Source organism: Dyella koreensis, assembly GCF_044904565.1.
Classification (GTDB): domain Bacteria; phylum Pseudomonadota; class Gammaproteobacteria; order Xanthomonadales; family Rhodanobacteraceae; genus Dyella_D; species Dyella_D koreensis.
On sequence record NZ_JADIKD010000010.1, the window covers coordinates 279,150 to 293,064 of the forward strand.

General features: G+C 62.8%; 10 protein-coding genes. 6 read left to right on the forward strand and 4 right to left on the reverse strand.

Going from position 1 to position 13,915, the window contains the following annotated elements; translation table 11 throughout:
* Window positions 1-6 precede the first annotated feature (6 nt).
* On the forward strand, window positions 7-777 hold the full coding sequence (locus ISS97_RS10875) for a hypothetical protein (RefSeq protein ID WP_379986674.1): 771 nt from the start codon (window positions 7-9) through the stop codon (window positions 775-777).
* Window positions 778-809: 32 nt separating this feature from the next.
* On the opposite strand, the gene ISS97_RS10880 is transcribed toward ISS97_RS10875, so the two are convergent.
* Complete coding sequence (locus ISS97_RS10880; protein ID WP_379986673.1) at window positions 810-1,658, reverse strand: helix-turn-helix domain-containing protein; 849 nt, start codon at window positions 1,656-1,658, stop codon at window positions 810-812.
* A gap of 195 nt (window positions 1,659-1,853) precedes the next feature.
* Between ISS97_RS10880 and ISS97_RS10885 the strand changes: the two genes are divergently transcribed.
* The 4 genes from ISS97_RS10885 to bla all read left to right on the forward strand — a co-directional run bounded on the left by ISS97_RS10885 (window position 1,854) and on the right by bla (window position 5,676).
* Window positions 1,854-2,945, forward strand: a complete 1,092-nt coding sequence (locus ISS97_RS10885; RefSeq protein ID WP_379986672.1) for a catalase family peroxidase — start codon at window positions 1,854-1,856, stop codon at window positions 2,943-2,945.
* Complete coding sequence (locus ISS97_RS10890) at window positions 2,942-3,574, forward strand: cytochrome b (protein WP_379986671.1); 633 nt, start codon at window positions 2,942-2,944, stop codon at window positions 3,572-3,574. The genes ISS97_RS10885 and ISS97_RS10890 overlap by 4 nt, the downstream gene beginning before the upstream one ends.
* Before the next feature lie 314 nt (window positions 3,575-3,888).
* The gene (locus ISS97_RS10895) at window positions 3,889-4,617 is read left to right on the forward strand and encodes a hypothetical protein (protein ID WP_379986670.1); all 729 of its coding nucleotides are present in this window, start codon (window positions 3,889-3,891) and stop codon (window positions 4,615-4,617) included.
* Window positions 4,618-4,752: 135 nt separating this feature from the next.
* A complete protein-coding gene (gene bla / locus ISS97_RS10900) occupies window positions 4,753-5,676 on the forward strand; it encodes a subclass B3 metallo-beta-lactamase (RefSeq protein WP_379986669.1) in 924 nt (307 codons plus the stop codon).
* A gap of 27 nt (window positions 5,677-5,703) precedes the next feature.
* On the opposite strand, the gene ISS97_RS10905 is transcribed toward bla, so the two are convergent.
* On the reverse strand, window positions 5,704-8,655 hold the full coding sequence (locus ISS97_RS10905) for a TonB-dependent receptor (protein ID WP_379986668.1): 2,952 nt from the start codon (window positions 8,653-8,655) through the stop codon (window positions 5,704-5,706).
* A 330-nt stretch (window positions 8,656-8,985) separates the two neighbouring features.
* Between ISS97_RS10905 and ISS97_RS10910 the strand changes: the two genes are divergently transcribed.
* Window positions 8,986-9,957 carry a hypothetical protein gene (locus ISS97_RS10910; RefSeq protein ID WP_379986667.1) on the forward strand — a complete coding sequence of 324 codons (972 nt, stop codon included), beginning with the start codon at window positions 8,986-8,988 and terminating at the stop codon, window positions 9,955-9,957.
* Between the two features lie 41 nt (window positions 9,958-9,998).
* On the opposite strand, the gene ISS97_RS10915 is transcribed toward ISS97_RS10910, so the two are convergent.
* A complete protein-coding gene (locus ISS97_RS10915) occupies window positions 9,999-10,376 on the reverse strand; it encodes a carboxypeptidase-like regulatory domain-containing protein (RefSeq protein ID WP_379986666.1) in 378 nt (125 codons plus the stop codon).
* Window positions 10,377-10,452: 76 nt separating this feature from the next.
* On the reverse strand, window positions 10,453-13,914 hold the full coding sequence (locus ISS97_RS10920; RefSeq protein ID WP_379986665.1) for a methylmalonyl-CoA mutase family protein: 3,462 nt from the start codon (window positions 13,912-13,914) through the stop codon (window positions 10,453-10,455).
* Window position 13,915 lies beyond the last annotated feature (1 nt).

Here is a 13,915-nt window from a genome sequence, read left to right on the forward strand (position 1 = left end):
CCCACCATGAAGAAACGCTCGCTCCGCGCACTCGCCCTCTGCGCCGCCCTGCCCGTTTGCGCCTGGGCCGCCAGCCCTGCTTCGCCAGCCGCCAATGCCTCGACGCCACCGGGCGGCGTGTATGTCGGCTACTACCAGGAAGACCCCGCCACCAACCCCGAAGACCCGACCATGGGCTCGGTGTATCTGAACCTGCCAGCTTCCGACAGCAGTTTTTCGGGAACCATGTACTTCACCTACTTCGGCTGCCAGAGCAACAACGTAGGTACGGTCTCCGGCACCAAGAAGGCCGCGTCGCTGAGCGGTAATTGGAGCGGCACCGTGGACGGCACGCAGCAGAAGGGTTCGATGGAAGGCGCGTACTCCGCGGCGAAGGGCGCCTATGCGGGCACCTTCACCGTGGCCGGTGGCAAGCAGCACATCGATATCCCATCGTGCATCAGCTATTACATCGCGCCCAAGGGTACGTTCGAGTTGTTTGCCGTTGGCCAGAACACACCGAGCAGCTTCTCCGTCGCCATCAACGGCCATGATGTCCGCTGGACGCCGCCGGGCGGCGCGATGATGACGCTGGTGTTTGTGCTCGATCCTGCCATCGCCACTTCCGGCCATGGCAATGCCACGGTATGGCAGACGCTGGTGCTGGGTCCCCAGGGCACGGCCGACTTGAGTGATGTGCATCTGGTCAGCGGTCGCCCTTATGTGCTTGCGGTGAGTGCGGCTGACAGCAAGTTCCGGCGTCTGGGTTTCGCGAGCAAAGCCTTTACGGCGCCCTGAACTTCGCCGGGTAGTGTCATCGCGATTGCGCGCTATGCGCACAATCGCGCTTTCAACCTTCGAAGATCACTCTGCCTCAGCTCCTCGCGCATTTCCCTCGGCGATTTGCCCAGCGCCTGCTTGAACGCATCCGTCATGTGGCTGTGGCTGCTGAAGCCCACGTCGCAGGCGAGCGCGGCAAGGTCTTCCTCACCTTCGCCCAGGCGCCCAAGCGCGGTTCCCAGGCGTTGCTGCAAACGAAACTGCCGCAGCGATTGGCCGGTGCCCTGGCGGAAGATGCGGCAGAGATGGAACGGTGAGCAGCCGGCCAGTTTCGCCAGCTCATCGATGCCGAGGTTTTCTCCGGCGTGGCCGATGATGGCCTCTTCCACGCGCTCTACCTGTCGTGCGGTGCCGGCGCTCTTTCGTTTCTGACGCGCGGGTGCATGGATTTGCAGCAGATGGTCGAGCATGCCCAACAGCACTTCCTCGGCCTCGAGTTTGTCGCCGCCGTTGTGTTGCATGCAGAGCAACATTTCCACGTGGGTTTTCTGGAATTGCAGATCGTGTGCAAATTCGCGGGAGGCTGATGCGGAGGAGTTGGCGGCACCCAGCGCGTCCAGCATGGCGTCGTCGATCCAGATATCCGTGCAGCAATCGCAGCCGCACATGTCGGGATGGGAAACGCTGTACTCGATGTGCTTGCCCAGCAGGATGGCCTGGCCCGGTCGCGCCATGTAGGTCTTGCTGCCGACGCGAATGGCGAAGGAGCCGCGCCGGGTAAAGATGAAACGTGCGGGTTCGTCACCCTTCCCGTAGCCGCAATTGACGCGCGGGTACTTGCACACCTGGTTGAACACCACGAAGTGCGGTGACTGCAAAACAGCCTGCATGATCGACATACGCGCAGCCCCCACGGAGCGCCAGTCCAGGGGCAATCATACGCCTGCCGGTAGCGCCGGAACCCGGTGCGGCACGCATAGCAAGTTTCTGGAAGCGCGCCAGGCGAAACTGTGGCAAGGCCGCGGGGTAACCGCCCGGCGTGCGGGAGCGAAGAAAAGACTTACCCCCAAGACCACCCGGTCAGGAGCCGTCCCGTGCCCGATCCCCTGGATACCCCGCCTTCGCCGCGCCTTGCCTGGCGATGGATCACGATCGGCCTCGCGGTCGGCGTGCTGGCCGCCGCCTTTGCCTATGTCGCCGGCTGGCTGGCGCCCCGGCGACTCACGCCGGCGCGCATCGTCGATGCCTTGCAGACCAACGGCGGCCTGCATCCTGGCTATCGCCGCAATCACGCCAAGGGGGTTTGCGTCGGCGGGTACTTCGAAAGCACGGGTGCGGCGGTGCCGTACTCCACCGCCAGGGTGTTCGCGCCGGTGCGCACACCGGTGGTGGGGCGCTTTGCGATTCCCGGCGGCAATCCCTATGCCCCGGATGGCGGCACGCCCATCCGCAGCCTGGCGCTGCGTTTCAATCTCGCCGATGGCCAACAATGGCGCACCGGGATGAACAACTCGCCGGTGTTCGCCGTGGCGACACCGCAGGCGTTCTACGAACAGGTGCAGGCCAGCCGGCCCGACCCGGCCACCGGCAAGCCTGACCCATCGAAATTGGCGGCGTTCTTCGCTGCGCATCCGGAGACGGCGGCCTTTCGCGCCTGGGCCAAAACGGCCAAGCCATCGGCGAGCTTCAGTACGGATAGCTACTACAGCCTCAACGCGTTCTACCTGATCGACGCAGCGGGCCAGCGTCATGCGGTGCGCTGGCGCGTTGTACCGGAGGCCAGCGACGACGGCCATGCGGCGCACAGTGCCGCCGACAGCGACTACCTGACCCGGGACTTGCAGCAACGCCTTGCCCAGGGTCCGCTGCGCTGGCATCTGCTGCTGACCCTGGCTGCGCCCGGCGATCCGACCAACGACGCTACCCGCGCATGGCCTGCGGATCGCACCACCATCGACGCCGGCACGCTGGTGATCGAGCGCGAACAGGCGCAGGACAGCGGCGACTGCCGCGATATCAACTACGACCCGACCGTGCTGCCCGCCGGCATCCAGATCTCCGACGATCCGCTGTTGCCTGCGCGTTCGGCGGCCTACGCCAATTCGTATCTGCGCCGCACCAGCGAGGAAGCCGGCCTGCCTGGCGTACCGCATGCCGACGCAGCTCACGCGGAGAGCAAGCGATGAACACACCTGCCAGCTTTCATCCGTTCGCCCGCGTGCTGCACTGGACCATGGCCGTGCTGATCCTGGCGATGCTGTTTATCGGCGTCGGCATGGTCGGCACGGTGTCGCCGAAGCATCCATGGTTGCTGGCCATCCATCGGCCACTGGGTGTTGCGATTCTGCTGCTGGTGATCGTGCGTCTCGCGGTACGCCTGCGCACGCAGCCACCCGCGCTGCCCGACGACATGCCGTACTGGCAACGCTATGTGGCGCACGCGTCGCACTGGGTGCTTTACGGTCTGATGCTGGCGATGCCGTTGATCGGCTGGGCTATGCAGTCGGCGGGCGGCTATCCCATCATGCTGGGCGATACCTTGCGCTTGCCGGCCATCCTTCCCGAAAACGCCACACTGTTTGCGTGGCTGCGCGAGGCGCATCGGTATCTCGCCTATCTGTTCTTCCTGACCATCCTGGGGCATGTGGGTGCGGCGCTGTATCACGCGCTGATCCGGCGCGATGGGGTGTTTCAGAGCATGACGTTCGGGATGCCGGAACGTATCGATGCCAAAGCGATACCAGCGGCGGAGTCCGAAGCACAAGTATCGGTGGAGTTGCAGGCCACTAAACATGACACCCCGCCACCCTCTTGATTAGCGTCGAATCTCAGCTTTGCTCCTCCCCCTGCTAGCAGGGGGAGGCTGGGAGGGGGTAAGCCCTTGAGAAAACCTCTCCCGACGCGCTTTCTCAAGTACTCACCCCTCCCCAACCCTCCCCTGCGAGCAGGGGAGGGAGCCAGTTGCGCCCTGCGCCACGATCACGGAAACGGCAGGCACGTTTCTGGAAGCAAGCCACTGTGCCGCGCGTCAATCTGACCGCGCTTCCCCGTAAGGGAGCCTCGGCAAGAAACACCACCGTCCCCACACCCGTGTTTCCCGCTTCTCATCAGCTTGCTATGGAGGGGTCTATGTACAAGACGTTCTGCACCTTGCTTATTGCCTGCGGTGTGATGGGCGCGGCCTACGCCGCACCACCGCCCGATGCCGACAACGATGGGAATCCGATGCTTTACCCCAGGCATTCGCGCCCATTCGACAAGAGCATCTACGGCTGGGCCGACCGCTCCATCCAGTGGCTCTACGCGCAACCGTTCGACAAGAATCCGTTCTTCGATCCCACCGGCGCGAACTGCGCCGAAGGCCAGGAAGGCCCGGTATGGTTCCTCGCACCGATCGCCTCGCCCATGATGTCCGGCAGCCTCACACGCAGCTGCACCATTCCGCGCAATAAGGCCATCCTGCTGATGGTCGGCTTCGTCAGTGATACCTACCCCTGCCCCGATCCAAGCTTCGGGCCAGCACCCGGGCAATCGCTGTACGACTTCCTGGTCGCCGACAGCAAGAAGTACATGATGATGATGTCGCTCAATGTGACCCTGGACGGACGGCCGATCCACGATGCGCTGGATTACCAGTACATCTCGGAGAACGTGTTCTCGGTCAAGGGCGACCCGAGCTTGCAGTCCACGTTCGACAGCTGCATCACCACGTCCTGGCAGCCTGACTTGAACAACGGCTACTACATGCTGTTCAAGCCGCTGTCGCCAGGCCAGCACACCATCGTGCGCACCTCGACGGGCATGATGGGCGGCAGCATGATGTCCATGACGTATACCTACTACCTGACGATCAAATAGAACGCAGCCACAGGTCGTGAGAGCGCCTTGCCTGACCGGCGAGGCGCTCGTTTGTGCTGCGGACATGCCGGAATGCAGGGTTGACGGCGAAGCATGGGCGCTTACCCTTCAAGCATTCGACTGGGGAGATAGCCTATGAAACAGGTTGCGGTACGCGCGCTGATCACTACGTTTGCATTCACCGCGACGGCCTTCGCCGCGACCGCACCCGATCCGTTGACCAAGCCCATCCCTTCGCCCTATGCCGACAAGTGGCTTCGCCCGCAGGAGCCCGTGCGCATCTACGGCAACACCTACTACGTGGGTTTTGGCGGCCTGAGCCTGGCGCTGATCAAGACAGATGCCGGCCTGATCCTGGTCGATGGCGCGCTGCCTCAATCGGTGTCGTCGACCGAGGCGAACATCCGTAAGCTCGGCTTTCGGGTGGAAGACATCAAATTCATTCTCAACACCGAAGCGCATTTCGATCACTCCGGCGGCATCGCCGCACTGGCGCGCGATAGCGGTGCAACGGTGGTGACCAGCCCGCGCGGCGCGCAGGCATTGCGTGCCGGCCACGTTGCCAGCGATGACCCGCAAGCGGGAGAGATCGAAGCCTTCGCTCCGGTTGCGAAGGTGCGCGGCATCGGTGATGGCGAAACCTTGCGCCTGGGCAACACGGCCGTGACCGCGCATTTCACGCCGGGGCATACGCCGGGCAGCACGAGCTGGTCTTGGACATCATGCGAAGGCGAAAAATGTCTCAACGTCATCTTCGCTGCCAGCCTCAATCCCGTCGCCGCCGATGGGTTCCACTTCAGCGGAGATGCGACGCACGGCGATATCACCGAGGCTTACCGCAAGGGTATACGTGGCTTTGCCAAGCTGCCCTGCGACATCCTGATCTCGGCCCATCCGGACCATTCCGGATTCGACGGCAAGCTCGCGCTGCTGCAGTCGAAAACAACACCGAATCCTTTCATTGACCCGAACGCCTGCCGCGCCTACGCCGACAAGTACGAAAAGATTCTCGATGCCCGCGTGACCAAAGAGAAGCCGGCTGCAAAGCCGGCTCTCTGAGCACAAACACTTAGACCACAGGCATCGCTATAGCTTGTAGTTCACACCGAACATCACCGTGCGGCCCCACGTGGTGTAGTCCAGCGGGCGCGCCACCTGCACGTTGTTGGGCAAGCCGGAGATCTGCTGGGTCTTCTGCTCGGAGTTGGTGAGGTTGTTCACCTGCAGCAGCAGCGACAGACCGCTCCACGAGCTGCGTTCGTCGAAGGCGTAGCCGACCTGCAAGTCGGTCTGCTTGTCCGCCAACACCTTCACGTAACCGAGCTGGTCGAACAGCGGCACCGCTTCGCCGGTGAACGACGACCGATAACGCTCGGCGACGCGCACCGACCAGCCGTACTTCTCGTAGTACACCGCCAGGTTGGCGACCTTGCGCGACAGGCCGGGCAAGGTTTTCGGTCCGCCAGGGATGGACGAGACCGCACTCTCCGGGATCGAGCTGTTGGTCAGTGAGAAGTTCGCCTGCACACCAAAGCCATCCAGCATCGGAGCCACCAGCCCGCCTTCCAATGCGCCCGACAACTCCAGGCCCTGCATGCGCCCGCCGTTGCCGTTCTCCGGTCGGGTAAACGAGCCGATATTGCTCGTCGGCACCAGCGAAGGTGTGTCGTTGATGAAGCCAGCCTTGGCGAAGTCGAAGTCCAGCACCGTCTTGTTGTAGATGTAGTTCAACAGATTCTTGTTGAACACGGCGACGGCCACGTAACTGGACTTGCCGAAGTACTTCTCCCACGACAGGTCCGTACCCACCGCGATATACGGCTTCAACTGCGGATTGCCGCCACTGCCGGACCACAGCACCTGCCCCGCCGCCGGACCTTCGGTAACGCGCGCCACCGACGCCGAGCTGGCCACCTTCTCGTCGTCGATGCGTCCACGCGCCATGGTCTTGGCCAGGCCGAAACGCAGGTATTGGCCGTCCGCAATCTGCGCGACCAGATTCAAGCTGGGCAGCACCTTGTTGTACTTGGCGCCACCGGTGAGCCTGCCGACCAGGGTGTTGCCATTGGTCTGCAACGCGGTGGAGGACTGGTCCGTGCGTACGAATTGCACACCCACATTGCCGCGCAGCGGGATGTCGGCGACGTGGGTCTCAATGTTGAACTTGGCGTAGGCGACCGGGACCTTTTCCGTGATCGAGTAATTGCGGCTCCAGTCGGACTGCCCATTGCGCTCGGTGAGGTAGAACTGGTTCGCCAGCGCATCCAGCACGTTGTAATTGAGGATACCCGGGATGCCGCCATAACCCAGCGAGGTCGGTCCGCGCAGGTATGACGAGCCAACCGGCGCACCGAAGGTCGGGTCATAAGGACCGTGTGTGCCGTCGTCGCCATTGCCGTTGAGCCAGGCGAAGAACACATCGGCCTGCTTGGTCTTCTTGCGCTCCGAATAGGCGGCGCCCACGTTCACGCTGCTGAAGATCCAGCCCAGCGGGTGGCTCACTTCCAGGCGCGCGGCGCGGATCGTGTCCTTCTGCTTGTCGAACTCCTGGCGGCCGTTGTAGCCGTAGTCGTCCGGATCGGTGAACACGACGCGCGACGGATCGTTCAAGTCGATGCCGGGGCGAAAGTACGGATAACCGTCGCCCGTCGGTGTGTTGAAGAACACATCGGTGGTGGGGTTGCCGGCCAGACCACCGAACAGATAGGCATCGCGCAGCTTTTTCTTGGCGCTGGAATACGACAGGTCACCAGTCACCACCCAGCCGTTGCCGAAGTCGTACTGGTTGTTCCAGCCCGCCGAGAACAGTTTGTCGTGTTCCTTGATGTATTCGTTCTGCAGGATCGGCGCGATGTTGCTCATCGTGCCCGAGGTCACGATGGGATACGGCAGCGCCTGATTGATCCCCACGTTGCTATAGACCGGCACCCCGTTATGGTTATAGGGGCTGCTCGACCACTGCACACCGTTCTTGTATTTGCGCTCGTTGAAGGTGGAGTAGTACAGGTCGAGCGTGGAGTGGAAATGGTCACCCGGCGCCCATTCCAGCACCGTCATCAAACCATTGCGCAACTGGTTCTCCGACTGCGCTCGCAGCTGCATGCCTTCTTGCGAGAGCACGTTATCCGGCAGGCCCGGCGTATGCGGACCACCCCAGTTCTGCTCGATGCCTGCCGAGCCGTTGTCTACGCTCCACCACCAGGCTTGGTACTGCTTCTCCTGAATCGGCGAATCGAGCTGGGCAAAACCCACGGCCAGACCCAGGGTGTGATCGAAGAACTGATCGATGTACGAAAAGCTCGCGCGATGCCCCATGTCGCCCACGCCCGAGCCGGGGTTGAGCTTGCCGTTGCTGGTGTGCTCGCCGCGCAGGTTGATGGCGATGGCGCGCTTGGGCAGGTCCAGCGGTTTGATGGTGTGCAGATCCACCGTGCCGGAAAGCCCCTGCCCGACCAGGCTGGCATCGGGTGTCTTGTAGACGGCCGCACCGCTGATCAGCTCGGAAGGATACTGGTCGTACTCCACGCCACGGTTTTCGCCGATGGTGGCCTGCTCACGACCGTTGAGCGTGGTGCCGGCGAAATCCGGCGACAGGCCGCGGATCGAAATGACATTGGCGCGGCCATCCATGCGCTGCGTGGCAAGGCCCGGCAGGCGCGCCAGGCTTTCGGCAATGCTCGCGTCCGGCAGCTTGCCGATATCCTCGGCGGAAATCGCCTCGATGATGTTGTCGGAGTTGCGCTTGGCCTTCAGCGCCCCCTCGATGCTGCCGCGGATGCCGGTGACGATGACCGCATCCAGATTGCTCACCGAGCCTTGCGGCGGTTTCTTCTCGGTCTTGGCGGGAACCTGGCCCGTCTGCGCAGCGGCCTTCGTATCGGCGGGCTTGGCCGGCGGCGGGTTCTGCGCCTCCTGGGCCCATGCACCACTGGAAGCTACGCCAGCCAGCAAGGCCACCGCGCATGCTGCCGCCAACGGGCGGCGCGACATGCGAGCAAAGCTTCCAACCTTCCCCTGCAACGTCTTGCGACTACTCATGCCATCCCTCCCCAGAGAAAAAGCGCCCCTAGCGCCGGCCAGGCAACACACACACACCTGCGTGCACACACGAACGTGTGGCTCGCCCCTGTCAGCGGTATGCCTGGAAACGGCGGAGAGAATGATCGAGAGAAATTGCTGCGTCATCCTGCGACGCAGCAAGATCCAGTGGGAAGGTTCAGGTGAGTGAATCAAATGTGCAGGCGTCATGTGCTGCAGAATGCGAATGAAGCATGCACGCTCAGCAGCCATACTCGTCCACGCGGGCAGTTCATTGAGATCGCATTGAAGCGCTCGACAAACGGTCAAAACAGGAAATCAGATTCAGCCATGCACCTGGACGTAGCCTTCAACGAAGAACTCCAAAAGCCGATCACCGCTGAAGAAGCCTATGACCTGTTCTGGGACGGCATGCTTTCCGACAAGCGGGCGTTTAGCTGTCCGGACGAGCAGTGCGCGGCACGGGTGACCTGCGCCAACATGGACAAGCCGGAACAGAGTCTTGGCGTGCAGCCGCATTTCCGGTTGTACCCGCCCCATCGGCCCGACTGCCCTTACGATGTGGCAAAAGCGTCGACAGCCGCATCTTCTGCCAACCTCGGATCGGGCCAGGGAAACACGGTGGGTCCGGACGTTTTTGTCCTGCATCGTCCACCCAGCCACGATGTGCGCCATGTGGGAATCGCCGACGTTCCGGCGGGAGGCGCACTGCGACGCCACAAGCAGGGGCTATCCCGCGCCGACGCGGCCACGACCAGCAGACAGCTGTTTTCAGTCAGCAGCGTTATCACCCGATGGCTCAAGTATCGAAAAGCCGATGTGGACGCGACCCAGACGCTGACGGTCGGCACCGAGACAGCCATCCCGTTCAACGCTCTCTTCGAGTGCATCTACCCCAAACGCAAGGTGCCCATCGGCCAGAAGCCGAGGATCTATTGGGGCAAGGCCCAGGTCTCGGAACTGAAACCCGGTGGCGATTATCTGTTGGCGTTCAAATCCCCGGCCCGCCTCGTCGATGAGGATCAGAACCTGCTCGGCGAAGCGAAGCCGTCCTTCTTCATTCGCAGGGATCTCGTCGAAGACCATCCCAAGAAAAGAATTAGGGCGCGGCTCGAACAGGCCTTGAAGGAAAATGGCGAATGCATCGCCTTCATCTATGGCACGCCTACCCTGCGCACCCAGACCAAGGATCAGGGCACGCGCACCTTCATCAATATCGAGCTCGGCAATATCGACATGGTCTGCCTGCATCCACCGAGCTTCTTCGACGCCATCAGGCGGGATAAGGCCACTCGGACTTGACGGCGTTCCGTTGAAGCCGGAACGCTTTCGCTACCGCGCGCTTAGTGTCCGGCGACCTTGCGACTCATCTTGATGTTCTGCGGCGCTGTATCGCCCATATCCCACGTCTTCTGCCCTTGGAAGTATCCCGGCGCATCCGCAACGATCAGGTATCCGGGCTTTCGCTCGTGAACCAGGTCGCCGGCCGTCCATAGTGTCCATCGCCGAATGGCCGGAATCGTGTAATGGCCGTCCGGTCCCGACTTGGTGCCACGTGACGGAAACTCGTTCAGATAGACGTCCGCACCGGTCACCGGTGTCCCGTCGGTCGCATTGACGACGACACCCGACACACTGGGCGCCACGCGCATGTAGGCCGGTGCGCAACCGGCCGACAGCTGACACGCGGCAAGCAGCAGGGTCCATGGGATGAATTTCATAGGCGGTCTCTCAATGGCGGACTTCGCGTCGTAGCGGCACTGCCAAATGACAAGGGGCCTTGCGGCCCCCTGTTTCTTACATGTTGCGGCGGTATTCGCCACCCACGTCATACAGCGCGTGGCTGATCTGGCCGAGGGAGTTGTACTTCACCGCTTCCATCAACTGCTCGAAGACGTTCTTGCGGTCGCGGGCGGTGTTCTGCAGCACCTTGAGGCTTTCCGGCGCCAGCGCGTTGCGGCCCTTGCCGTAGGCCAGCACGTTGTCGATCTGCTGGCCCTTCTCTTCTTCGGTAGAACGGATGAGCTCGATCTCGGTGGCGATCTCGCCGCCGTGGTCCTTGGGCAGGAAGGTGTTGACGCCGATCAGCGGGAGGCTGCCGTCGTGCTTCTTCTGCTCGTAGTACATCGACTCTTCCTGGATCTTGCCGCGCTGGTACATGGTGTCCATGGCGCCAAGCACGCCGCCGCGCTCGCTGATGGCCTCGAACTCCTTGTAGACGGCCTCTTCCACGATGTCGGTCAGAGCATCCACCACGTGGCTGCCCTGCCACGGGTTCTCGTTGAAATTGAGGCCCAGTTCCTTGTTGATGATCATCTGGATCGCCACGGCACGGCGCACGCTTTCTTCGGTGGGCGTGGTGATGGCTTCGTCGTAGGCGTTGGTGTGCAGGCTGTTGCAGTTGTCGAACAGCGCGTACAGCGCCTGCAGCGTGGTGCGGATGTCGTTGAACTGGATTTCCTGCGCGTGCAGCGAACGGCCTGACGTCTGGATGTGGTACTTCATCATCTGGCTGCGTGCGCTGGCACCGTAGCGCTCGCGCATGGCACGCGCCCAGATGCGGCGGGCAACGCGGCCGATCACGGTGTATTCCGGGTCCATGCCGTTGGAGAAGAAGAACGACAGGTTGGGCGCGAAGTCGTCGATGTTCATGCCTCGGGCGAGGTAGTACTCGACGATGGTGAAGCCGTTGCTGAGCGTGAAGGCGAGCTGGCTGATCGGGTTCGCGCCGGCTTCGGCAATGTGATAGCCGGAGATGGACACCGAGTAGAAGTTTCGTACCTTGTGGTCGACAAAGTACTGCTGGATGTCGCCCATCATGCGCAGCGCGAATTCGGTACTGAAGATGCAGGTGTTCTGCGCCTGGTCTTCCTTGAGGATGTCCGCCTGCACGGTGCCGCGCACGGTCTGCAGGGTTTCTTCCTTGATGCGTGCGTAGGTTTCCGCATCCACCAGCTGGTCGCCGGTGACGCCGAGCAGGCCGAGGCCGAGGCCTTCGTTGCCCTTGGGCAGGTCGCCCGAGTACGTCGGACGCTTGCCGTTGGCGAACAGCTCCGCGATGCGCTTCTCGGCGGCGGCCCAGCGTGCTGGGTCCTCCTTGAGGTATTTCTCCACGTTCTGATCGATCGCGGTGTTCATGAACATCGCGAGGATGATCGGCGCGGGGCCGTTGATGGTCATTGAGACCGAGCTGCTCGGCGCGCTGAGGTCGAAGCCGGAGTACAGCTTCTTCATGTCGTCCAGCGAGGCGATGTTGACGCCGGAGTTGCCGATCTTGCCGTAGATGTCCGGACGCGGCGCCGGGTCTTCGCCGTACAGCGTCACCGAGTCGAATGCGGTGGACAGACGCGTGGCGGCACCGCCCTGGCTCAGGTAATGGAAGCGGCGGTTGGTGCGCTCCGGCGTGCCCTCGCCCGCGAACATGCGGGTGGGATCCTCGCCGGTGCGGCGGTACGGATACACACCGCCGGTGTAGGGGTAATGGCCCGGCAGGTTTTCGCGCATCAGGAAGCGCAGCAGGTCGCCCCAGTCTTTGGTCTTGGGCGGCGCGACTTTCGGGATCTTTTGGTGGCTGAGCGACTCGCGGTAGTTCTCTACGCGGATCACCTTGTCGCGCACCTTGTATTCGTTGACATCGGCGGTGACGGACTTGTAGCGCGCCGGCCACTCGTGCAGCAGGTGGATGGCTTCGTGGCTGAGTTCCTTCAGCGCTTCGTTGTAGCGCTGGCGCAGGGTGAGCAAGGTGCGATCGACGCCCTCCTCATGCAGTGCGGCGGATTCATAGCGAGCCAGTTCGCGCGGCAGGTGCGTGTCGCCCAGATCCTTCAGCGACTCGTAGTAATGTTGAGCCTTGCTGGCAAAGCTCGCTTCGCGTTCGATCTCGCTGTTGATCCCACGGCCCTGCTCGGCGATCTCGGCGAGGTAGCGCACGCGGCTGCCGGGGATAAGCACGGTAGCGCGCGGTTCCTTGAGCGTGGTGTCCAGCTCCGGCGTCCACTTGGGCGCGGGCAGCGAGAGCTTGTCGCGCAGCAGACGGCACAGGTTGCTGAACATCCAGGTCACACCCGGATCGTTGAACTGGCTGGCAATGGTGGGATACACCGGCACCTGCTCGTCGGTGAGCGTGAAGGCGGTGCGGTTGCGTTTCCACTGCTTGCGCACGTCACGCAGCGCGTCTTCGGCACCGCGCTTGTCGAACTTGTTGAGCACCACGAGCTCGGCGAAGTCCAGCATGTCGATCTTTTCGAGCTGGCTGGCCGCGCCGTAGTCGCTGGTCATCACGTACATCGGGAAATCGACCAGGTCGACGATCTCCGAATCGCTCTGGCCGATGCCGGCGGTTTCGACGATCACCAGGTCGTACGGCTGCGCCTTGAGGAAATCGATGCAGTCGTGCAGCACGATGCTGGTCGCAGCGTGCTGGCGGCGCGTTGCCATGGAGCGCATGTACACGCGATGGCTGCGCAGCGAGTTCATGCGGATGCGGTCGCCGAGCAACGCGCCACCGCTACGGCGGCGAGTGGGATCGACGGCGAGCACGGCGATGCGCATCTCGGGGAAGGCATGCAGGAAACGCAGCAGCAGCTCGTCCACCACGGACGATTTGCCCGCGCCGCCGGTACCGGTGACACCGAGCACCGGCGTCTGCTTGCCGGCCATTTTCCACTGCTTGCGCAGGTGATCGAGTTCGGCCTCGGACAGTCCGCCCTCTTCGATGGACGAAAGCATGTGGCCGATGGAGATCTCGTCGTCGATATCCACCTGCGGCGCCGCGACAGCACCGTTCGCGCGCTGGTCGGCAGCGGCGCGGGTGCGCTTCATCACGTCTTCGATCATCTCGGTGAGACCGAGCTTCATGCCGTCGTTGGGGTGGTAGATGCGCTCGACGCCGTAGGCCTGCAGCTCGCGGATTTCTTCCGGCGTGATGGTGCCGCCGCCGCCGCCGAACACGCGGATGTGCGCGGCGCCATGCTGCTTGAGCATGTCGACCATGTACTTGAAGTATTCGACGTGGCCGCCCTGGTAGGACGACAGCGCGATGGCGTCGGCATCCTCCTGCAAGGCGGCACGCACTACGTCTTCCACCGAGCGGTTGTGGCCGAGGTGGATGACCTCCGCGCCCTGCGACTGGATGATGCGGCGCATGATATTGATCGCGGCGTCATGACCGTCGAACAAGCTGGCTGCTGTCACGAACCGCAGGGGACGGGTTTCGTGCACTGCAGCACTGGCGGGGACGTGCTGGGCGGGGGAACTCATG

Excerpts from the sequence above, each read along its gene's own strand:
- ISS97_RS10875 (WP_379986674.1), top strand. The coding sequence starts at position 7 with ATGAAGAAACGCTCGCTCCGCGCACTCGCCCTCTGCGCCGCCCTGCCC.
- ISS97_RS10880 (WP_379986673.1), bottom strand. The coding sequence starts at position 1,658 with ATGTCGATCATGCAGGCTGTTTTGCAGTCACCGCACTTCGTGGTGTTC.
- ISS97_RS10890 (WP_379986671.1), top strand. The coding sequence starts at position 2,942 with ATGAACACACCTGCCAGCTTTCATCCGTTCGCCCGCGTGCTGCACTGG.
- ISS97_RS10895 (WP_379986670.1), top strand. The coding sequence starts at position 3,889 with ATGTACAAGACGTTCTGCACCTTGCTTATTGCCTGCGGTGTGATGGGC.
- bla (WP_379986669.1), top strand. The coding sequence starts at position 4,753 with ATGAAACAGGTTGCGGTACGCGCGCTGATCACTACGTTTGCATTCACC.
- ISS97_RS10905 (WP_379986668.1), bottom strand. The coding sequence starts at position 8,655 with ATGAGTAGTCGCAAGACGTTGCAGGGGAAGGTTGGAAGCTTTGCTCGC.
- ISS97_RS10910 (WP_379986667.1), top strand. The coding sequence starts at position 8,986 with ATGCACCTGGACGTAGCCTTCAACGAAGAACTCCAAAAGCCGATCACC.
- ISS97_RS10915 (WP_379986666.1), bottom strand. The coding sequence starts at position 10,376 with ATGAAATTCATCCCATGGACCCTGCTGCTTGCCGCGTGTCAGCTGTCG.
- ISS97_RS10920 (WP_379986665.1), bottom strand. The coding sequence starts at position 13,914 with ATGAGTTCCCCCGCCCAGCACGTCCCCGCCAGTGCTGCAGTGCACGAA.